Genomic DNA, 20881 nt, shown 5'->3' with positions numbered 1-20881 from the left:
AGATTAGAGCAAATAGTTTAATAAAAAACACCATTTATAAATATTAAATATAATTGATTATTTTGTGACTCAGTTTCCAAGAATGATGATGTGAATAATTAGAGAACAATAAATAAACGAACGCTAATATTTTCTGTAAAAATACCAACCATTAATTCATTATAAATTTAATATAATATCAATATTAGCGCTGTCTATTTGATCTACTTGCTTATTTAAACAGCTGGCACAGGGATAATTTTCAGATCTCTCATCGCTTTTTCGTCACGCAGTTTTCTCAGTGGTGCGTATTCAGGAGAGTCATGCCACGCGTGCGCCGCTTCTAAAGATGGCCAGTGTTGAATGACACAAACATCTGCCCCCACATCGCCATGTAATGTCGTTGGTGATTTGTTGATCGCAACCGTCTGACCACCATAGATTTGAGTGGTTTCAGAAACACGCTCAGCATACTCACTGAAAGCTTCCATATCCTGAATTTTAAACTGTATATAAAGGTAAATTGGTGTCATGTTGATTGCCTATTGGTTTGATTGAATCAGTAAGTCTCACAATACGCCTCTCGATTTGTAACGGTAGATCTCAACACGTTGAATCAGTTATAACTAGAAGTTGAATCTGTTCCATGCTTTAACGCATTACATCAAAAAGCCCGAATTGAAGGATCACGACTTATGCTTCCGACTCAACTTCCTTTGTTTATTGCAGCTGCTCAAGAAGGCAGCTTTTCTGCGGCTGGGCGCAAGCTAGGGATCTCTGCAGCGGCAGTGAGTAAAGGCGTCGCCGCTTTGGAAAGACAAACTGGGGTGAGGCTTTTCCATCGCAACACACGTCAGTTTTCATTAACAGAGGATGGCGCCAGTCTTTATCAACGCGTCTCGCCGCTACTATCGGAAATTGAACAAAGCATTGATGGTCTGTCTGAGCAGAATAAAAACCCTGCCGGCAAACTTAAAGTCAATTTGCCTGACAGCTTTGGGCGTAAGTTTGTTATGCCGCATATCGCCGAGTTTCTGAGCTTGTATCCAGAGATCGAGCTAGATTTGGTCTTGAGTGATCGCATCTTAGACGTCGTCGATGAAGGATTCGATGTGAGTGTTGGCAATCAGATAAACGAAGACAGCCGCTTGGTGGCGCGAACGATTTATCAAATGCAAAGCGGCATATTTGCGAGCAAAGAATATGTTGAAACGTTTGGCCTCCCACGCACTGTGGAAGATCTTCATCAACATAACTGCATCGTTTATCGCCCTCTTTCGTCGGGTCGATCCTGCACTTGGCCGTTGAAGGACACCCACGGAGAGCACGTTCAATTCATTCCAAAAGGTAACCTTAGCCTATCAAACATTAGCGCCGCAAAAATTGCAGTAATGCAACATCTAGGCATCGCATTCATGGGAAGATGGCATGTAGAAGAAGAGTTAGAACAAGGCAGCGTTGTACCCATCTTAGAATCGTATTGGGTCGAGCCTAAACCCGTTTGGATTTACTACTCATCGAGAGATAACTTGCCCAAGCGTACACGCCTTTTCATCGACTTTATGGTTGAGAAGCTCAAGTCTTACCCCTCTTAAACCAGAGAGACACTGGTCATGCTTTACTTTAACGCCTAGCTAACCACGAGTAGATTGAATGAAAGCGGGTTTGCAATCAGTTTCAACTTTTAGTTACAAGTAAAACAACCTTTACCTCTCTACACGAACAAATCTCTTTATCCAATAATGTGTCTACACAACGGAAACGGAGATAGAAAAATGAAAAGAGTACTCGTTCTTGGCTCAACTGGTTTAATTGGTCGTCAATTTGAAACGCTACTAAAAGACAAAGCAGAAGTAATTGGCGCATCGTTCAATCACCCAGAAAATCCGGTAGATTTATCTAAGCCTGAATCACTTAAAGCGCTGTTTGAGAAAGTCGGTAAAGTTGATGCCATCTTCTGTACCGCAGGCGTAGCAAACTTGGCTCCGTGGGCCGACGCACCGGACTCTGAATGGGAATTCGGTATCAACAACAAAATGATGGGACAAATCAATACCATTCGTTTTGGTGAGAAATACGTGAAAGACAACGGTGTCATTGTACTTACTACTGGTATTTTGGCTCAGCACCCATTCCAAGGCAGTGGCATCGTTACCACCGTAAACGCAGCAGTAGAAGCGGCAATAAAAGCGGCGGTCACCGAGATTGATCGAATTCGAATCAACGCAGTGTCTCCTGGATGGGTCGCAGAAACCATGGTTGCAATGGGTATGGATCCTGAACCGGGCATGCCAGCTATCGAGGTTGCTCAGCACTATGTAAACCTGTTGGAATACAGTGCAACTGGCGAGATCATCACTGCCGTTAAATAACCAAACACAACGTCTAACCCTGTTCTTGAAGAGCGATGGCCTTATCGAGGTCATCGCTTTTTTTGCATTCTAAATCCACATCAAAACCAACTCATTTTTGATGCTTTTGTGGGCAATTGTTTTTGTCTAATCCCCTAATTTAAATGAGGTTTTCTCAAGTCTAGAATCGGGACAATTTCACCACAATGAATGGAAAACATAGTGATTCACGTCACAAAAACCTCATGGCACAATCTCTTCCGTCAAGTAAAGAAACAGGGATTCGTTAGACACTTTACCGTTTAATCAAATATTACTTTAGGTGACACTATGAAAAAGCTAATGACTCTAACTTCTCTTATGCTCGCAAGTTTTTCTGCCTTTGCAGGTATCCACACTGAGCATGGTACACAGAGAATTGTAACGGATAACTTCGCCGATAAATCATCCGCTTACGAAGCAAGCTTTGATCTTATCAACGAGATTCAAGACATGTCTCAAACCGAATTGCGCCATGAACTGAGCATTATTGGTCATGGATTCGCACGCGACATCCGTTTAGACAACACTTACGTAACGGTAGAAGAATATTCAGAGCAACGTGACGAAGTAAAATACCGTGCGATCGTGAATGTCTTCTACAACTATCGTGCAAGCGACTCTGGCAACAACTAAGCTCAATTCCGCACGTTTTTGATAACTTCTCCACCCTCTCCTACGGTGGAGAGGTTGTTTTCATCTGGGAAACTTCCCGTCTTCTCATCACTCTCGTGACACAACACTTCTAAAAACTATGTTCAAACAAACTGCGAATAATAGCGCGTGGTTGATGGCTTTCTTTGCCTGTTTTTCCATCTATTTATCCATCGTTTGCTATCCGTTTCTTTTTTCAAACTCATTTTCTGAACCACTTACCGCCCTTCAATTGTATTATTTGGTCGCAACTCAATACGCTTGGCTTGGCCTGATTGCACTGCCATTCTTACTTTGCAGCCTGTTGCTCTCGTTCTTGCCATCACATCTATTCAAAGGTGCGGTGCTCCTCGTTGCCATCGCACTCTTGATCATGCTGAACGTCGACATTTTGGTTTTTCAGCAGTACAAGCTCCACATCAACGCGTTACTTATCCGCATGTTCTTTGAAGGTGGAAAAGAGGTATTTGAAATATCTTGGATGACGTGGTTGATTTTCGCTGGAGAGATCGCGCTACTCACTTTAGGGTTAGTGATAACGGTTTGGTTAAGCGGCAAGCTTGCGTCGAGCCGTCTGAAATATCTGTTGTTCAGTGTTTGGTTTGTCCTATTGCTCAGTACGCAATTCATCCATGCCTATAAGAACGCCCTCTATGACGATGAGGTAAGCCAATTCACGAATAACTGGCCTCTCTATTACCCGCTCACTGCGCGTAAATTTATCTACAAACATCATTTGGTGGATCAAACCATCGCGGCTCAGAACCGAGTTGAACTGAAGGCCGTCAAAAGTGGATCTCTCAATTATCCCCTCGCGCCATTATCAGTCTCTTCCAAAGAAACAAAGCCGAATGTCCTGTTTATTTTAATTGACGCTTGGCGTTACAGTGATGCAACCGCCGAAATCATGCCCAATATCACGCAATTTGCGGAGCAAACCATCAACTTTTCTGCACACATGAGTGGCGGCAACTCAACACAGGCCGGCATTTTCAGCTTGTTTTATAGCTTACCTGCCACGTACTGGAACAGCTTTTACGCGAGCCAAAAGTCACCTGTGTTTATGGATGCATTGCAAGGTCAAGGGTATCGCATGGGCGTCTTTGGTTCTGCTTCACTCACCAGTCCTCCTTTGTCACGCACCGTTTTCAAAAACGTTGAAAACCTGACGCTTAAGCGCGATGGCAAAACGCAGGTAGAGCGAGACCAAGAAATCACTGATGAGTTTATTCAATTTAAGAACCAAGCGAGTGACGCCCCGTACTTCGGATTTCTGTTCTATGATGCAGCTCATGGAACCAGCTTTCCTGAGCCTGAATTTGCTAAGTTCACGCCCTATTGGGAGCGTGTCGACCACATCAAACTTAACAATGACTTCGATGCCACGCTTTATCACAATCGCTATAAGAACTCGCTGTACTATATCGACAGTTTGATTGCCCAAGTGCTGGATAACGTGGATTTAGACAACACCATCGTTGTAATCACTTCCGATCACGGTGAAGAGTTCAACGACCATCAGATGAACTACTGGGGTCATACTGGCAACTACAGTGCGACTCAGGTTCACGTTCCGCTTTACGTGTATATGCCAAAGAAAGCGCCTCAAACAATCCGTTATCGAACCACTCATTTCGATGTTGTTCCTACACTCATGAATCAGCTCTTTGACGTGACGACGAGCCCCGAATCTTACAGTGTCGGTCATAACCTGTTTAACGAAAACGCATCTCGTGATTGGTTCATTGCTGGCAGTTATTACAACTACGCGCTAGTCGGAAGAGAGAACATGCTTGTGGTTAACCCGGGCGGGCATTCGCAACTGCTTCGAAATGATTTACACATTGATCATTCTGGTCGAGTTCCGGTCGAAACCATGCAGAGAGCACTCGATGAAATGTCCCGTTTCTATTATTGAGCAGCCTACTACTATCGTGCCTCGCTTTACGCGGGGCTTTTTATATCGAACAGAAACGAGAAACGAGAAACGAGAAACGAGAAACGAGAATATTTTTGGGAAAAATAATAACAAGTACAAATTACAAGCAAAAAAAAGCAGCAAATAATTTGCTGCAAAATATTAAGAAATACAAATATACGTAAATGTTAACCTTCCTAGCAGTGGACTAGCTAACGGAAAGAATAATAAATCAAACCATGAGTTCACTCACGATTTATATTATCCATTCATTATGGTAAAAATAGCCGCCAGAAATAACAGACACAAAAAAGCCGATGAAGTTACTTTCATCGGCTTGTATGTTAATCAGTAATTAGAATGAGTAACGAGCAGCAACGGCAAATACGTCGTCTTCGTTTTCAACATCATTGATTTTGTATTCTGCTAGTGCTTTAAAGTTTTCTGTTAAGTTGTACTCAGCGCCGATAGATACGTAATCAACCGTATCAACGTCATTACGCTCTAGGTTGTTGTAACCTACCAAAGCTAGGAAATCATCCGTCACTTTGTACGTTGCAACGGCTTCAATACCAGTGTAATCCGCGTTTACATCAGAACCATCTTTTGCCCAGTTTTCACCATCACTGTACAGCGCCGCTACGTAGAATGCATCGTACTCGTAAGAGATCGCAGAAGTGAACAACTCAGCGTCGTTACCACCTGTAAGTGTTTCACCTTCGTTGTAACCTAGTGCTACTTTAAAGCCAAACGGCAGTTGGTAATCCGCAGCAATACCGTATGAGTTAGAATCTGTCGATACTTCATCATTTTCTGCTTGGTAGCTTGCATGAACGTTTAAGCCAGCAATGCTTGCCGTTGCCTTGAAGACAGAGTCTGAACGGCCTGTGCCAAATACGTCTGCACTTACGCCTGCCGCTTCGTTACCAAACTCAGGGAAGATATCGGTGTAATCAGAAACCAGCGTCACTGCACCGTATTGGCGACCGTAGCTGAACGTTGCGTAATCTGTCGCAACACCCACATAGCCTTTACGTACGTCAAACTCATCATCTTCAACACCGTTAACATCACGACGGTTTGATTTAAACTCAAGCTCATAAAGACCAAACGCGTAAAGATCATCATTAATTTTAGATTCGCCGCTTAGGCCAACACGTACGTAACTGTTATCGCCATCTACGTCTTTATCATCAGAGAAATAATACATACCCTGCATACGGCCATGAACATCGAGTGTTGTTGTGTCGTTAGAGAATACTTCTGCTGCTGATGCACCATTCGCTACAATAAGAGAAAGAACTGCGAAGGCTGTTTTATTCATTTTCATTTAATTACCACTACTTGTTTGTTAATAAGCGGTGACAATTATGCTCAAATTATTATTTTATATTAGCGACAATTTTACTATTTAAAATGGTTATTTTTGAACGAATAACTTCCCTGTTAAACATTTACAAATAAAATTATTACTATATTCTAATAAACAAACTAGAACATTATAGGTAGTTTTCCCAAATAGCAGGTTTACCAATCACCTCTTGAACCATGTCAATAAAGAGCTTACCAAGAGGTTGCTGATCACGATGAGAGTACATCGCATAAACTTCGCCAGAATCGGGTAATTTATAATCTGGTAATAAACGAATTAACCCTTGTTCATCAATGTGCTTTTGCAAATAAAATTGGCCAATTAACGCATAACCTAAGCCAGATTTTACAGAATCGATAATTGACTCGGCTTCGTTGACTAAGTATTGCCCTCTCATAGTAAACGTTTTTGTTTCATCCGAATCTAAACTCGTCGGGATGCGTAATTTATCAGCAATAAAGCTTTCGTTTGAATATACGATTGACGGCAACTTAATCAATTCTTCTGGCGTTTCTGGCATACCATACGTCTCAATAAAATCTCTTGAAGCGACTAATGCCAACTTATTGGAAGCAAGCTTTCTGACGATCATATTGGAATCGCGAATTTGACCAATTCGAAATACCACATCATAACCCTCACTGATCACATCAACCCGATTATCATCTAACACCAGTTCAACACTGATCTCTGGGTATTTCTTGATGAACAATTCAATAGCACGATTGATGTAAGTTCGACCAAAAAACGTTGAGCTAGAAATCTTCAGATGCCCACGAGGCTCATCATGAAACGTTTCAGCTATCTTCTTGGTTTCATTGAGAACTTCCCTCACCTTTTTGGCTTGCTTTACCATCTCTGTACCTGCACTTGTCAAAGACAGAGAACGTGTTGAGCGGTTTAACAAGCGCAATCCTAAATCATCTTCCAATCTTTTAATTTGCTTAGACAGCGCGGAGCGATCAATGTGGTTCCTATCCGCAGCCTTGGCAAACGTACCAAACTCCGCAACGTCCAATAACAACTCAAGCTGTGTAGCAAGATCCATCCAACTCCCTCTCCTAGTATTGTGATGAAGAGCCGATTTTACAAAATCCATCAATAATTATTATGGTTATTTTTGCACTAATGAAATGATAAAAATGCATCATTTGGCTATTTAAACTTTGATTTAACTGTGTTTTATCGACGCATTGTCTCTATTACAAATTGATATAAACCATTTCGAACTAATATATATACCAACAACATTCGCAGGGTTTATATTTCTAAGTTTCTAAAATTAAAAAGAATTTAGTTTACATTGATTGATTCGTGCATTTTTTTCAATTCTATATGTTTTATCTCTGCACTTATTCTCCACAATTCCTCTCAGTAGAATCGCCTCCTCAAATTTTTGACGAGGATTGATTATGTTAAAAAAAGCAGTGGTTACAGGAATTAGCCTAGCGGTATTGTCCGCTTGCAGCTCTGATGACAAACCAGCAACACAACAAGCTCCTGCGTTTGTCCCTGTAGACGTGGCGACCGTAGCATATGAACCGGTTCAATCGTGGTTTACCTTCACGACGCGACTTGAAGCGCCTCAAGAGGTTTCGCTTATGCCACGAGTATCGGGCGTGATTGAGACCATTGAATTTGAAGATGGAGAAGCAGTACAAAAAGGCGACCTACTCGCAACACTCGATGCAAGAACCTTTGAAGCAGAAGTCGCACGTCTTGAAGCGCAATTACTGAGCGCGAAAGCCTCCCTAGAACAAGCGAAGAGTGACTTGCGCCGTGCATCAAAATTGGTGGAGCGTCGAGCCATCTCCCAAGAGCAAGCGGAATCTCGCTCGACATCGGTTAAACAACGAAAATCGGAAGTATTGGCACTTCAGGCTCAGTTGAAATCTGCCAAGCTTGATCTTGAGTTCACACAAATCTACGCACCTATTAGTGGCACCATCTCGAATGCGTTTATCACTGAAGGCAACAATGTAACGGCGAACCAAAGCATCATCAGTAACATTGTTTCCAATGACAAGGTTTACGCTTATTTCAACGTTGATGAGCGTACATGGAACCGCACTTTCTCTGACACCACAGCGGCAAGCAAGACGCCAGCTCGCCTACAGTTAACAGGCAAAGAGCAGCGCCCTTACTTTGGTTACATCGATTTTATCAACAATACAATCGATCCAAATACCGGCACATTACAGGTTCGCGCTGTGTTTAACGCAAACAATCGACCGCTGCGAGTTGGTTCTTTTGGCCGCGTGCAAATCACCACCAGCTTGCCAAAAGAAGAAGTGTTGATCCCAGAACGTGCCATCGGTACTGACCTAGAAAACCGCTTTGTTCTGACCATGAACAAAGACCATGTTCTGCAATATCAGCAAGTAGAAGTCGGTGAGCGTTACGGAAAGTACCGTGCTATTACACAAGGTTTGGACTCAGACGACATCATTGCCGTCAATGGCCCAGCAAAGGTCGGCCCTAGCACTCAAATTCAACCAAGAAACGTTGAGCTCGACCTGACATCTGTGCCGTTGATCTTGGCGTCCGCTCCTTCAAAAACCACTCAACCTATGACAAATGCACAAGAGTAAGGCGATTCAATGAAGTTTGCGCATTTTTTCATCCAGAGACCGATCTTCGCATCGATGCTCTCTCTACTCATTCTGATTGTTGGTAGCATTTCTTTGTTCCAACTCCCAGTGAGTGAATACCCAGAAGTCGTGCCTCCTACGGTTGTTGTAACCGCGAACTACCCAGGTGCGAACCCAAAGATCATCGCAGAGACGGTAGCAACGCCGTTGGAGCAAGAGATAAACGGCACGGAAAATATGCTCTACATGTTTTCTCAAGCCACCAGCGATGGTCGAATGACACTAACGGTCACTTTCGCGCTTGGCACTGATCTCGATAAAGCTCAGGTTCAGGTTCAAAACCGCGTGAACAGCGCCCTACCGCGTTTACCTCAAACCGTGCAGCGCTTAGGTGTCGTCGCAGAGAAAGCATCACCAGATCTGACCATGGTGGTACACATTTATTCTCCGGATAACAGCCGAGAAGTCAGTTACCTTGCGAACTATTCGAACCTTTACATCAAAGACGATATCGCTCGCCTTGGCGGTGTGGGTGACGTTCAGTTGTTTGGTGGCGGCGAGTACTCAATGCGCTTATGGCTCGATCCAGACGCGTTAGCCTCTCGCAACTTAACAGCAATGGATGTGGTCAATGCGGTAAGACAGCAAAACCAACAAGTCGCGGCTGGCTCTCTTGGCGCACAACCTTCTACTGTCGATAATCAATTCCAAGTATTGCTCAACGTAAAAGGCCGTCTGGAGAACATCGACGAATTTAACGACATCATTGTTCAAGTGGGTGATAACGGCGCTTTAACTCGTTTGAAAGACGTAGCTCGTATTGAACTCGGTCAAAACACCTATGCTCTGCGTGCACTGCTAAACGGCAACTCTGCGGTCGCCATGCCTATCTTCCAACGCCCGGGCGCTAACGCGATTGAGCTATCAAATGAAGTTCGTGACACCATGGCGGAGCTATCGAAGAAGTTCCCTCAAGGCGTTTCTTACGAGATTGCTTATGATCCAACCGTCTTCGTGCGCGGCTCGATCAATGCCGTAATCAGCACCTTGCTTGAAGCGATTGTATTGGTGGTTATCGTTGTGACCTTGTTCTTACAAACATGGCGAGCATCCATCATCCCAATCATTGCCGTACCGGTTTCTCTCGTTGGTACTTTCGCTGTAATGCAAATGCTTGGCGTCTCAATCAACACTCTATCCTTGTTTGGCTTGGTGTTGGCTATCGGGATTGTCGTGGATGATGCAATCGTTGTGGTCGAGAACGTAGAGCGGAACATTCACAACGGCTTAAAACCGCTTGAAGCGACAAAAAAAGCCATGGAAGAAGTAACCGGCCCCATCATCGCAATTGCCTTGGTGCTGTGTGCGGTATTCATCCCTACGACGTTTATTACTGGTTTGTCTGGTCAGTTCTACAAACAGTTTGCATTGACGATCACGATTTCAACCATCATTTCGGCAATCAACTCTCTGACCCTTTCTCCAGCCTTGTCTGCCTTGTTGTTGAAAGAAAAAGGGGCAAAACCCGATCGCTTAACGCGTATTTTGGACGCCGTGTTTGGCAGGTTCCTATTCAAGCCGTTTAACAAGCTGTTTGATTATGGTTCAAACCGATACGAAGCCTTAGTGAAAAAACTGGTTCGTTTCAGCGCGATTGTCGTTGCTGCCTACCTTGTTCTGCTTGGTGGTACAGGTTCGCTGTTTAACGCCGTTCCTGGTGGTTTTATTCCACAACAAGACAAACAGTATTTGGTTGCCATCGCTCAATTGCCTGATGCCGCGAGCTTAGATCGAACGGAAGAAGTGATTCGAGAAATGGAGACGCTTGCTCTGGCGACGCCTGGTGTTTCACAGACCATTTCCTTCCCGGGATTGTCTGTAAATGGCTTCACCAATAGCCCAAACAGCGGCATTGTTTTTGTTACGTTGGACGCATTTGAAAACCGAACAGATCCAAGTTTAGGTGCCAATGCCATTGTCGCAGCGTTGAACCAGAAATTTGCCGTGATCGATGAAGCGTTCGTCGCTATTTTCCCACCACCGCCGATCCAAGGTTTAGGCTCGACAGGTGGCTTCAAATTGCAAATTGAAGACCGTGGGAATAAAGGCTTCGACCAGTTGTTCCAGCAGTTGAACTTGGTGATTCAAGAAGCAAGCAAACGCCCAGAGCTTATGGGGCTTTACTCAACGTTCCGTATTCAGGTGCCTCAAATGGATATCAACGTTGACCGTGAGCAAGCGATGTTACAAGGCATTCCATTGGAAGAAGTCTTCAACGCACTGCAAGTTTACTTGGGTTCATTGTATGTCAACGACTTCAATATGTTTGGTCGCACATACCAAGTAAATGCGCAAGCCGATATTGATTACCGCCTCGACCCTGAGCAAATCTTGTCTTACAAAGTAAGGAGTGCGTCAGGCAAGATGGTCCCACTTGGCGCAGTACTTGAGATTACACCGACCATTGGTCCAGATCGTGTGATGCATTACAACGGCTACCCAAGTGCCGAGCTTAATGGCAGTCCAGCCTTCGGTTACAGCTCAGACGAAGCGCAAAAAGCCATAGAAGATGTGCTAGCAGCGAACTTGTCAGAAGGTATGGTGTATGAATGGACCGATGTTACCTACCAACAAATTTTGGCGGGCAATACCATGGTTTACATTTTCCCATTGGTTGTATTGCTGGTGTTCATGGTACTTGCTGCGCAGTACGAGAGCTTGAAGTTGCCATTGGCAATCATCTTGATTGTCCCGATGACTATCTTCTCTGCCCTTGGCGGTGTATGGCTGGTTGGAGGCGATAACAACATCTTCACCCAGATCGCATTGATTGTATTAGTTGCGCTGGCATGTAAGAACGCCATTCTCATGGTCGAGTTTGCCAATGAGTTGAAAGGCAGTGGTAAAGATCATCTGTCTGCAATTTTGGAAGCATGTCGCTTGCGTTTGCGTCCAATCTTGATGACCTCTATCGCCTTCACAGCAGGCGTTGTTCCTCTTGTGTTAGGTAGTGGAGCCGGTGCTGAGATGCGTCAAGCGATGGGTATTGCTGTGTTCTCCGGCATGGTGGGTGTTACCTTCTTCGGTTTGCTACTCACCCCAGTGTTTTACATGCTCGTCAGTAAAGGTCGAAAACAGAGTTAACGCTTTAGTTCACCACGAAATAGAAAAAGGAACCGATATTGCTCGGTTCCTTTTTACTTATGACTTTATCGATAAGTTTCATTGCGTTAACTGATACCAATAAGCCTGACGAAACAAATCGGACTAGACATTCACCTAAACAAGGCTTTATAACGTGAATCCAACGACCCAAGGAGCACACCATTGGATTTAGCAAACAAACTCGAACTGCTGCTAGAAGTATCCAAAGCGGGATCATTTGCCAAAGCGGCTGATCGCATGAACATGGACCGTTCTGTTCTGTCCAAACATATCAAGCAGCTTGAAGAATACCTTGGCGTTCGTCTGGTAAACCGCACCACTCGCTCTCTTTCCATGACTCAAATTGGCTTACAAGTGATAGAGAAAGCCGAGCAAATCTCGACACTATTGGACGAGACGAAGCAACTGACCTCTTCATTCCAAACGGATTTGAGTGGCAATCTAAAGATCTCAAGTTCCACTATGTTTGGCCGCCAGTATTTGCAGCCCGCTATTCAGCGCTTTTTGGAGCAATTTCCGAAAGCATCGATTGAGCTTCTCTTAGATGACCATCATGTTGATGTAGTCGGCAACAACTTCGATATTGCGTTTCGAATTGGTCCGATGCGCGACTCTACCCTCGTCGCGAAAAGACTGGCAGAAAACAAAGTCGCCATTGTGGCGTCTCAATCGTTTATTGAAAAACATGGTGAACCGAAAACCCCTCAAGCGTTGTCTTTGCTGCCTTCCATTGTGTATGCCAACGGAAACTTTAACGCAGACAAATTGAAGTTCATTTCTAAAACAGAGCCAGACCAGTTGGATGTGTATTCAATGACGAGCGCTTACCGCGTCAATGAGCCTGAACTGATCATAGAAAGCGCAAAAGCTGGGCTCGGCTACGCGCAGATTGGTCAGTTCATGGTGCATGAAGAGTTGGAATCAATGGGGTTAGTTCAGCTATTGGCGGATTACGATATCCCAACACATGGCGATATCTATGCGATGTACACCCATCGACAGCATTCACCTTTGCTCAAAGAGTTTATCGACATCGTCCAAGATGTCATCGGCACACCAGCGAACTGGGAAGCTTATTTTCGTTAATGGTTTTCACAACAAATGAGTAAATTTAAAAAAGGAGCTGACGCTCCTTTTTTTGCTAGTTGTGGATGTGAACATCTCGTTGAGGGAATGGAATCGTAATGTCTTCTGAATCAAAGGCATCTTTCACTCTTTCATAAAGGCCAAAGTAAGCCGGCCAATAGTTTTCTGAATCAACCCACGCCCACACTAGCATACCGATATGGCTGTCACCGTGTTGGCTCACATGCACAGTAGGCTCGGGCTCATTGATGATCAGCTCATAGTTCTCCATCACTTGCATGAGAACGCGGCGGGCTTTATGGATATCGTCACCGTAGCTAATACCAAACTCAATATCGATACGTCGCTTCTCTTCACAAAACAGATTCTTTACCGTTCCGTTAGACAATGATCCGTTAGGGATGATGATTTTTTGGTTGTCATAAGTCAGCAGCACGGTCACAAAAATCTGGATATCAACGACCTTCCCCATGTGCCCTTGCGCTTCAATCACATCACCCACTTTAAATGGTTTGAAGAACAGAATTAACACACCACCCGCAAAGTTGGACAAGCTACCCTGAAGCGCCATACCAACAGCAAGGCCGGCAGCACCTAGCATCGCAATAAATGAGGTAGTCTCAACACCAATCATAGAAGCGGCAGAAATGATCAAAAGGATCTTTAAAATGACAGAAGCCAAGGAAGAAAGAAAACCGCGTAAGCCGTGCTCTATCTTCATCTTTTCTAACGCGACTTCAATAGCACGACTGACTTTGCCTACAATCCACCAGCCCACAAACAGAACAATCAAAGCCAAAATAAACTTTGGCCCAAACGTCAGTAAAAGCTCCAAGCACTTCTCATACAGTGTTTCTAAAGAAATGTTTTCCCACATGCGAATCCCTCTCTAAATATCAAAAAAGAGGTACTTTGGTTCGACCAATCGGCCACTGCAACTGTCTCAAGGCAAGATTAAAAAAGACAATCACACTTTTCGTTTGTATTGGCGGGATTTATCGAATTCTAGAAGAGATTTGATACAGCGTGGAGGCTCTAGATACAACAAAGCCCGCTAAAATAGCGGGCTTTGCGTTTTCACTGTTCAAAAAACTAGCAAAGGCAATGAATACTAAACGAGCTTCCCGTCAACCTCAATCACAAGGTCTCTACATATGCTGTAGCTGGCTCCCGCTTTAGCTCCATCAGAATGCACTTTGATTTTTGCTACGATCTCAGAGACTAGGCGCTCATCTAGAGTTTTATGGAAAGCACTCAGAGATTGGCGAACGAAGTCTTTGGTCAATTTAGGAGTCAAAGTGAAATCATTTTGCCGCCACTGGCCTTCATCTTCTAGACCCATACTTCTATACAGACGTACGTCTGCTTTCATGGAGTCTAAAACCTCTAAATATTCACGAGTTTGCTCAACATCTTCCTCAAATGATCGTCCTAGCGTTTCCGTTCTCATTCCTTTATTGACGAAGAATAAATAAATTGATAGCGCTTTAGCTGTAAGTTTTACAGACACACCTGCTACATCCAGAGTCTTATCCTTAGTAGAAATTTTTACTTTAACGTCAGAGTTATGCGCGCTGTTTAGAGCCGATACCGTTTTCGAAAACGAATGGTTTTGCATTTGGTTGTAAATTGACTCATCAACTTGACGACGCATTCTTACAAACGGGATTTCCGCTAAGGTAACATTGGCATCCTTAGTGTTTACAACCTTTTTTTTGTCCCTCCCGACAACGTACTTATCGTAAGGAGTTGGGTAATAAAACTCGCTCACAAACTCAAAATCATCGTCAACAAACACATGGCTGAGCACATCTTGCTCACGACCATACAAAGACATTGCGTATCCCATGTAAAAAGCCATTGTCTTTCGGCCACCAGCAATTGAAGCATGAATCGCAACATCGTCATTACGAGTCAGCTCCTCTACTTTCTGTGTAATAAAGTCAGCCATTACAACTTGGTCAGCTTCTGCCTTTGCATCTTCTAAGACATTACCCTCTTCATCGGAGATCAACCAAATATTGTTGGAACTAAACTTAACTTCTGGGAGTTGATAATCTTCTATTAGCTTGTTCCAATGACCATCTTGAAATAGCCCCTCCTCTAACGTTTGCTTAGCGTTAGCGGTAGTAATCACAAACACTTCATCTGGCATTGTTTTACCTTGATGATTCAATGCAAACAACGTTTCAGTTAGGACTTGAGGACTCGCGCCTGTTACGGCTACCAAGATGTTTTTCACTTTGTTTTCCTTATGGAAATTACGTTCATTTAGAGTGGATTTAGACATACCTTTTTCAGGCTCGAGCGCGCTTACCTTAGAACGGAATATCATCGTCTGACATATTACCCCAAGTTGGAGTTTCACCTATGGAAGTATATTGTGTGGAGTTAGGTTCTTGTGTGAGAGAAGGTTACTGCCAACTTACTGCATTAAAGCCAGTCGCCTTACCCTCAACTTAAGTATTTGAGCTTGCCACAAGTCTGAAGTTACCAAAGACAAAAAAGTAACGCTTTCACGAGTCTCTTCTTCTGATATCTCCTCTCTAAAACCAGCTACTTGATCTAGTATCAAGTTTGTTTTTCTATCCAACATTCAGTTTTGGCAAGCTAAGCTTGTAGCTGAGCAAAGGGACTATTCAAAGGGATTTGATGTACTTTGGGCATCATGGCCATTGGGTTGTACATCATTTCATAAAGCTCTCTAATCTCTTCAACTCGCTCCTGTGTAAACCATCCTTCCCTTAATGCTACAACCAATACATCTTTGATATCTAACCAGATATATTCTCCTTCACCTTCCCGTTTAAAGTGGTCCGGTAGCTCAGCAACGTTTGTGAAGTTTCGCCCCACACTATCTTCACCAGTGTAGATAAAACTCATGTCGATGCAGATAGCAAGTGAGCCATTTAGCTCATACACAGATGAAGCGGCCTCAGTGGTCGCTTTCAGTTGAGCAATACCCGACGAACGTTCACTTAAAGTCTCACTAAAACGCTCTTTTAATTTGAGCTCACAAAACTTCAGCCCGAACTCATTTTCAGCAATAAAATCGATCTCTTGGTACTTCAACACACCGTTGGAGGATTTGTATCTAAGGATGCGTTCATTCTTTGAGTTCACCAATCGAGAAAACCAACATGTGATGTCTCTTTCAACTAGCATTAAATGCTTATAAAACTCTCTAGCTAACGTGTCTACACCTTGATTACGGCGAGAATGACGGTATCGATTTGCATAAGCTCGATTGTGACGCATGTAACCAAGATCGTTCACTGAAATAAGTTGAGTTTCCATTACTGTCTCCGCTGTTGTAATTCAGGCCGTTGTGTAGGTTAAACAATAGCGGAGAAGCAAAGGAAGCTTAGAATAATAAGCTTATAAACGATTGTAGTTACTAAACGTTATCTACTTTGATTGAAACTGCCTTCTGACTATATCGGCTCTTAGTTTTATCCCATGACAATACTTGCATCACCTTTACTTGAGACTGATTCTCGATGCCGTCAAGAATATATGGAGGCACAAACGTATCATTTACGAAACCAAAACCTTTCGGAGCAATGCGTAGCTCCCCTTCTGTGAACGACACATCCTTAATCTCAACTTTGTTGATAGATTTACACGAGATAACCTCTATTTTTTCTCCTTGAGATACCAAAAGGTCTACATAGTCTCCAGCTTTAGGTTTCACCTTTCCTTGGTGGACTCCCATCCGTACTGATATTAACGAGGATTTATTAACAAACACATTAAAGCCCTTGCCTGACCTATGGATACTCTCTATGACGCCATTTAATGATTGGAGTGGCCCATGAAGATGATCGGTTGCACCCTTTGAGATTGACTTTAGAAACGGCATCAACTGAGATTCATCTACTGATGTGTCATACCATTGCTGGGACTGTAGCCTTTCTAACTCTGGTTTAACTTTCCACCCATTCTCTTGATATGCACTTACTGCTAACTTCACGCACATTGAAGCTTTATCTGATTGCCCTTTACCAAGAAAAAGAGGAACAATACCTTGAAGTAACTTAAGAGCAAATGTGACTTCATTCGCAGAAGTGATACCTTTGGCAAAAAACATCATTGCCAAGTCAGGCTTTTCTTTTTGATATGTAGCAGCAAGCGCTCCCCACGCCCAACTCTCTCTTTGCTTCTTACGTAAAATGGGCAGAATTAATTCTCTTGCTTTGTCGTAGTTACCCGCGACGATAAAGCACTTAGCTTGGTCATAATCAAGCCAAATAATATGCTTGGTGTCTTTAGCTTGCGAGCGAGTTAGCATCATTAGAGACATCACTTGTTGCAGGCCTATTTGCCAGTTATCTCTCGCTCTTAGCCAGGCACTCGCAATTTGTCGGGTGATGGTTAACATTAAGCTAGGAACTTCACCTTTCTCAGCTTGATATGGTTGTTTAGACTCATCATCAAAAATAGAGGCTTGTTTATCTAGTACCATATTTATTAATGAGGGAAACCATTCTAAATTCCTTCTAAATTGAACCAGAAGCATTTTATACTCCAAACCTCCTGTTGGTATTTCTAGTCCAACAATCGTTTGTAGCAAGTTTTCAATCTGTTCAAACTCAAAATCACTTGGTCTAAAATTGCCAGAGTTAGAGGCTCTAGACGCAATTTTCTCCTGCATCTGTTTTAAGTACTCATAACATATCCAAAAGAGTGAGCCCTTGAGGTAGTTATCTTGAGGCGTTTGTTCTAGTGCGGCAAAACCCACATTCCAAGCCTCTTGAAGCTTTCCTGATTTGCGCAGGTTGTTCACAGTGCGAAAAGGTTGTTCATTCATTTAATATTATTCCTCATTATATTTTTCGCATTATGACGTCCAAATATCCGTACACTCTTTGAGGAGAGCCTTGGAGCTACTTGCGTTCGGCATCGGTGCTACACGATGAAACTGGTGCTTACCGTTATAGTAGAAGTCGATGACAGCCGTTTCGTTGTTTTTGCTTAAGGTATATCGTTGACACCATTGATTCTGCTTTATGTCTAAAACAGCAACCCCATGTTCTGAATACACACTAACCAACCTCTCATGGAACGTCTTTAAATGAGGCTGATCAAATGTAAAGCTATTCGATTCCTGTCCATCAACAACAGAAGACAGCACGCAGCCTTTCAACGGGCTAAGCAATGCTTCGAGTGCAACCTGAAGCATTCCACGTCCAACCACATTTACGTTTGTAACTTTAAATTTTCCGTTATAAACGAACCTTACATCAGCAGTAACATCATTCGACTTGAGTACATACATCTCTTGATAGTTATTGTGGTGTACCTGTTCAATCGTAATATCATGCTCTTTGACCAGGGTCTGAACCTTTCGATACAAGTCTTGCAACTCTACTGGACAGTTTTCTAGTTCATGGCTGTTGGCATCAGCAATGGATACCGACGCTTTAACAGGGATCACAATAGGTTTATTAGTTTCAGGTTCATCAAGCCATAATGTCGGGCCAACAATTGTCGCATTACTTCCAAGCTTAATTTTCGGCTCATCAATAACATACAAGTTTGATGACGTACGCGTAATGGCGGTATATAGCCACTGAAAATAGTTTTTATTCAGTAAACTAGGTGTGTGATATGAACAATCGACAAACACATTTTCCCATTCACTACCCTGAGCTTTATGACAGGTGATGGCATAACCGAATTTAACCTTGAAGGCATTCAAGTAAGGATCTGTTTTTCTAAGAGCAGTTTTCTCTTCTTTAGATTTGTCCTTGTACTTAGAATCAAACTGTATATGTAAAGCTCGCATTTCCTCAGAGGATAACCCAGGCTCATCGTTATAAAGTAAATGTTCAATAACCTTAGTTTTCACTCTTTTTACCGAGCTACCTTCACCTTTAAAGAGCAACTCAACATCTCTGAAAGTGAAGTCCAACATTAGATTCTTTTTCTTGCCGTCCTCGATCGTAAATGAATAAAGTTTTTGGTTCTCTGCACTCCCAAAGATTTGAGTAATAAGTAAAAACTCACCATTAGCGACAAAGTATTCATCTGAATAGTGGTTAGCTACTGAGATTAACTTATCTCCTACGCAAAGTTTATTTTGATTTGGGAAAAATTTTTCACGGCATTTATCGTTATATTGCTTAACCTTTTTATTTGATGAAGCAATTAACATCGCATTTTTTGTGCGCTTAATCTGGCCATTACAAACCGTCATAAAGTGGTCAATAACCGCATTGTGTTCAACAGCGCAGATATCAGCCTTAGCACAAGAAAAATCCAACTCATTAAACGTCATAGTCTCGATGCCATTACGTAGCATAATGGCATTGTCCATTACACCACTTCCCGCTTTCTGACGCACGACTTCATCTAAAAAGGTCTCAACCGTCTTTAATTGGTACTCTTTTTGTAGGTATTCTTTATGTAGAGCTGGAGAAAAAGACATTCCTACCGGAGGTAACTGAGCGTAGTCACCGACAAATATCATTTTACGCTTAACCGCTGTCATGATTTCAAGCGTTGCATCGCGACTGTACTCAACAAGGTCAGCTAACACTTTTCCTGAGCCAAACTGAATGTTATCCAGACTTGAGAACGCATCCGATAGCATCGATGCTTCGTCCACAATATAAACAGTTTCATTGCCGTCACTGTTTACTTTTAATGGTGCAACAGGTGCTTTATCACTGTCATCATCAACATCCATACATTCTGCTATTTTATAGATAGCGCTATGAATCGTTGATGCGGCATAACCGGTTTTTTCAGAAATGACTTTTGCAGCTTTCCCGGTCGGCGCTAATAACACACACTTTCTACCTAAAGCAGTTAAATAATCAACAATACCTTTAGTAATGAACGTTTTACCAGTACCTGCATAACCATGAAGAATAAAGTTGTCGATATCATCAGACTTAACAAACTCTTCAAGACCATCGATAGCCGTTCGTTGGCCCTTTGTTAGTTCAACACCTTCAAAATGGTCCATGATAGAAACTTTCTTTCGAGTCGCTTCCATCTGTAGGTCAAAGCTATTAGCGGCTTCCTTACTGGAGCTTTTAAATGATCTTGCTTTATATTTAAGCTCTTCTTCATTTAGCGAAGCTTTCTCTTGGGCTTGTCTTAGTTCTTTTTTCACTGAATCTAGAGCGAGATTCGTTTCTTCAATTTCTTGCGCTCGGTTTGCAAGGTCCACCTTCAATTGCTGGTTGTGTTGCTCGAGTGTTCTATAGAGGTCTTCTGTTGGGGAGGGGGGGACAAATTCAGGAATAAACAAATAGCCATTCTGCATGGTCTGGATAAACCAACGACCTACTAGATATGCCTCTTTCGTAAGAAACATAGCATCACTCGGCTTAAAGACAGAATTATTGTGAACGGCTTTGTTGCCCTCTTTTCGCAAAAGGTGAAGCTTCGCCTGAATTTCAGAAACGACGACATCACGAAAGCATTGGTTGCTAAGTCTACTAAAAAGGTCTGTATTATCATCAGTTTCTAGACCGAGGTGTGAGTATATGTACTCCACCATCAACTCGGTATAAGCACGTAACTTAAATGCTGATGTTTGAGGATCACTAAAAATGTACGATTCAGCCTGATGGGCTAAACCTGATAGCCTAGAATAACAGTCGTTTAGAAAAGTAAAGTTTGACGTATTCATGGTGTTCACCATATAAAGTAATAATCGCTATTCACCACTCCTCCTTGCATTTTTAAACTTCAATGTAATGACTAGCTACTC

At 42.8% G+C, this 20881-nt stretch carries 15 protein-coding genes; 7 read left to right on the top strand and 8 right to left on the bottom strand.

All coding sequences use genetic code 11. The annotated features are described in order from the left end of the window. Positions 1-215: 215 nt before the first annotated feature. A complete protein-coding gene (locus tag VCHENC03_RS13160) occupies positions 216-512 on the bottom strand; it encodes a DUF1330 domain-containing protein (protein WP_009706004.1) in 297 nt (98 codons plus the stop codon). Between the two features lie 162 nt (positions 513-674). Between VCHENC03_RS13160 and VCHENC03_RS13165 the strand changes: the two genes are divergently transcribed. The 4 genes from VCHENC03_RS13165 (at position 675) to VCHENC03_RS13180 (ending at position 4941) form a co-directional block, all read left to right on the top strand. Continuing rightward, the gene (locus VCHENC03_RS13165) at positions 675-1574 is read left to right on the top strand and encodes a LysR family transcriptional regulator (protein WP_009706003.1); all 900 of its coding nucleotides are present in this window, start codon (positions 675-677) and stop codon (positions 1572-1574) included. A 180-nt stretch (positions 1575-1754) separates the two neighbouring features. Further along, entirely contained in the window at positions 1755-2351 is a 597-nt protein-coding gene (locus tag VCHENC03_RS13170; RefSeq protein WP_009706002.1) for a short chain dehydrogenase, read from the top strand. Positions 2352-2660: 309 nt separating this feature from the next. Continuing rightward, positions 2661-3005: a DUF3316 domain-containing protein gene (locus tag VCHENC03_RS13175; RefSeq protein ID WP_009706001.1), complete on the top strand. Its 345-nt coding sequence runs from the start codon at positions 2661-2663 to the stop codon at positions 3003-3005. 118 nt (positions 3006-3123) lie between these two features. Further along, complete coding sequence (locus VCHENC03_RS13180) at positions 3124-4941, top strand: DUF3413 domain-containing protein (RefSeq protein ID WP_009706000.1); 1818 nt, start codon at positions 3124-3126, stop codon at positions 4939-4941. Positions 4942-5296: 355 nt separating this feature from the next. On the opposite strand, the gene VCHENC03_RS13185 is transcribed toward VCHENC03_RS13180, so the two are convergent. Together VCHENC03_RS13185 and VCHENC03_RS13190 are read right to left on the bottom strand one after the other, a co-directional pair. Next, complete coding sequence (locus VCHENC03_RS13185; RefSeq protein WP_009705999.1) at positions 5297-6271, bottom strand: porin; 975 nt, start codon at positions 6269-6271, stop codon at positions 5297-5299. Between the two features lie 169 nt (positions 6272-6440). After that, complete coding sequence (locus tag VCHENC03_RS13190; RefSeq protein ID WP_009705998.1) at positions 6441-7361, bottom strand: LysR family transcriptional regulator; 921 nt, start codon at positions 7359-7361, stop codon at positions 6441-6443. Between the two features lie 364 nt (positions 7362-7725). Between VCHENC03_RS13190 and VCHENC03_RS13195 the strand changes: the two genes are divergently transcribed. From VCHENC03_RS13195 to VCHENC03_RS13205, 3 genes are all read left to right on the top strand, one after another. Next, positions 7726-8904: an efflux RND transporter periplasmic adaptor subunit gene (locus tag VCHENC03_RS13195; protein ID WP_009705997.1), complete on the top strand. Its 1179-nt coding sequence runs from the start codon at positions 7726-7728 to the stop codon at positions 8902-8904. A gap of 9 nt (positions 8905-8913) precedes the next feature. Beyond that, positions 8914-12048, top strand: coding sequence for an efflux RND transporter permease subunit (locus VCHENC03_RS13200; RefSeq protein WP_009705996.1), 3135 nt, complete (start codon positions 8914-8916; stop codon positions 12046-12048). Between the two features lie 183 nt (positions 12049-12231). After that, positions 12232-13155: a LysR family transcriptional regulator gene (locus VCHENC03_RS13205; RefSeq protein ID WP_009705995.1), complete on the top strand. Its 924-nt coding sequence runs from the start codon at positions 12232-12234 to the stop codon at positions 13153-13155. Between the two features lie 55 nt (positions 13156-13210). Here the strand turns inward: VCHENC03_RS13205 and VCHENC03_RS13210 are convergent, their stop codons facing one another. The 5 genes from VCHENC03_RS13210 to VCHENC03_RS13230 all read right to left on the bottom strand — a co-directional run bounded on the left by VCHENC03_RS13210 (position 13211) and on the right by VCHENC03_RS13230 (position 20800). After that, on the bottom strand, positions 13211-14032 hold the full coding sequence (locus VCHENC03_RS13210) for a mechanosensitive ion channel family protein (protein ID WP_009705994.1): 822 nt from the start codon (positions 14030-14032) through the stop codon (positions 13211-13213). Positions 14033-14266: 234 nt separating this feature from the next. Beyond that, the gene (gene csm6 / locus VCHENC03_RS13215; protein ID WP_009705993.1) at positions 14267-15397 is read right to left on the bottom strand and encodes a CRISPR-associated ring nuclease Csm6; all 1131 of its coding nucleotides are present in this window, start codon (positions 15395-15397) and stop codon (positions 14267-14269) included. Positions 15398-15765: 368 nt separating this feature from the next. Further along, positions 15766-16452, bottom strand: coding sequence for a hypothetical protein (locus VCHENC03_RS13220; protein WP_009705992.1), 687 nt, complete (start codon positions 16450-16452; stop codon positions 15766-15768). Positions 16453-16552: 100 nt separating this feature from the next. Further along, positions 16553-17965 carry a DUF7017 domain-containing protein gene (locus VCHENC03_RS13225; RefSeq protein WP_009705991.1) on the bottom strand — a complete coding sequence of 471 codons (1413 nt, stop codon included), beginning with the start codon at positions 17963-17965 and terminating at the stop codon, positions 16553-16555. A gap of 30 nt (positions 17966-17995) precedes the next feature. Beyond that, the gene (locus VCHENC03_RS13230) at positions 17996-20800 is read right to left on the bottom strand and encodes an ATP-dependent DNA helicase (protein WP_032802747.1); all 2805 of its coding nucleotides are present in this window, start codon (positions 20798-20800) and stop codon (positions 17996-17998) included. Positions 20801-20881 lie beyond the last annotated feature (81 nt).

Origin of the sequence: Vibrio sp. HENC-03 (genome assembly GCF_000305755.2) — a bacterium.
GTDB classification, from domain to species: Bacteria; Pseudomonadota; Gammaproteobacteria; order Enterobacterales; family Vibrionaceae; genus Vibrio; species Vibrio owensii.
Note: the sequence above shows the minus strand (reverse complement) of the source record. Positions and strands in the feature narration are given on the sequence as shown.

Excerpts from the sequence above, each read along its gene's own strand:
- VCHENC03_RS13185 (WP_009705999.1), bottom strand. The coding sequence starts at position 6,271 with ATGAAAATGAATAAAACAGCCTTCGCAGTTCTTTCTCTTATTGTAGCG.
- VCHENC03_RS13195 (WP_009705997.1), top strand. The coding sequence starts at position 7,726 with ATGTTAAAAAAAGCAGTGGTTACAGGAATTAGCCTAGCGGTATTGTCC.
- VCHENC03_RS13170 (WP_009706002.1), top strand. The coding sequence starts at position 1,755 with ATGAAAAGAGTACTCGTTCTTGGCTCAACTGGTTTAATTGGTCGTCAA.
- VCHENC03_RS13220 (WP_009705992.1), bottom strand. The coding sequence starts at position 16,452 with ATGGAAACTCAACTTATTTCAGTGAACGATCTTGGTTACATGCGTCAC.
- VCHENC03_RS13160 (WP_009706004.1), bottom strand. The coding sequence starts at position 512 with ATGACACCAATTTACCTTTATATACAGTTTAAAATTCAGGATATGGAA.
- VCHENC03_RS13165 (WP_009706003.1), top strand. The coding sequence starts at position 675 with ATGCTTCCGACTCAACTTCCTTTGTTTATTGCAGCTGCTCAAGAAGGC.
- VCHENC03_RS13225 (WP_009705991.1), bottom strand. The coding sequence starts at position 17,965 with ATGAATGAACAACCTTTTCGCACTGTGAACAACCTGCGCAAATCAGGA.
- VCHENC03_RS13200 (WP_009705996.1), top strand. The coding sequence starts at position 8,914 with ATGAAGTTTGCGCATTTTTTCATCCAGAGACCGATCTTCGCATCGATG.
- VCHENC03_RS13175 (WP_009706001.1), top strand. The coding sequence starts at position 2,661 with ATGAAAAAGCTAATGACTCTAACTTCTCTTATGCTCGCAAGTTTTTCT.
- VCHENC03_RS13210 (WP_009705994.1), bottom strand. The coding sequence starts at position 14,032 with ATGTGGGAAAACATTTCTTTAGAAACACTGTATGAGAAGTGCTTGGAG.
- VCHENC03_RS13230 (WP_032802747.1), bottom strand. The coding sequence starts at position 20,800 with ATGAATACGTCAAACTTTACTTTTCTAAACGACTGTTATTCTAGGCTA.
- VCHENC03_RS13180 (WP_009706000.1), top strand. The coding sequence starts at position 3,124 with ATGTTCAAACAAACTGCGAATAATAGCGCGTGGTTGATGGCTTTCTTT.
- VCHENC03_RS13190 (WP_009705998.1), bottom strand. The coding sequence starts at position 7,361 with ATGGATCTTGCTACACAGCTTGAGTTGTTATTGGACGTTGCGGAGTTT.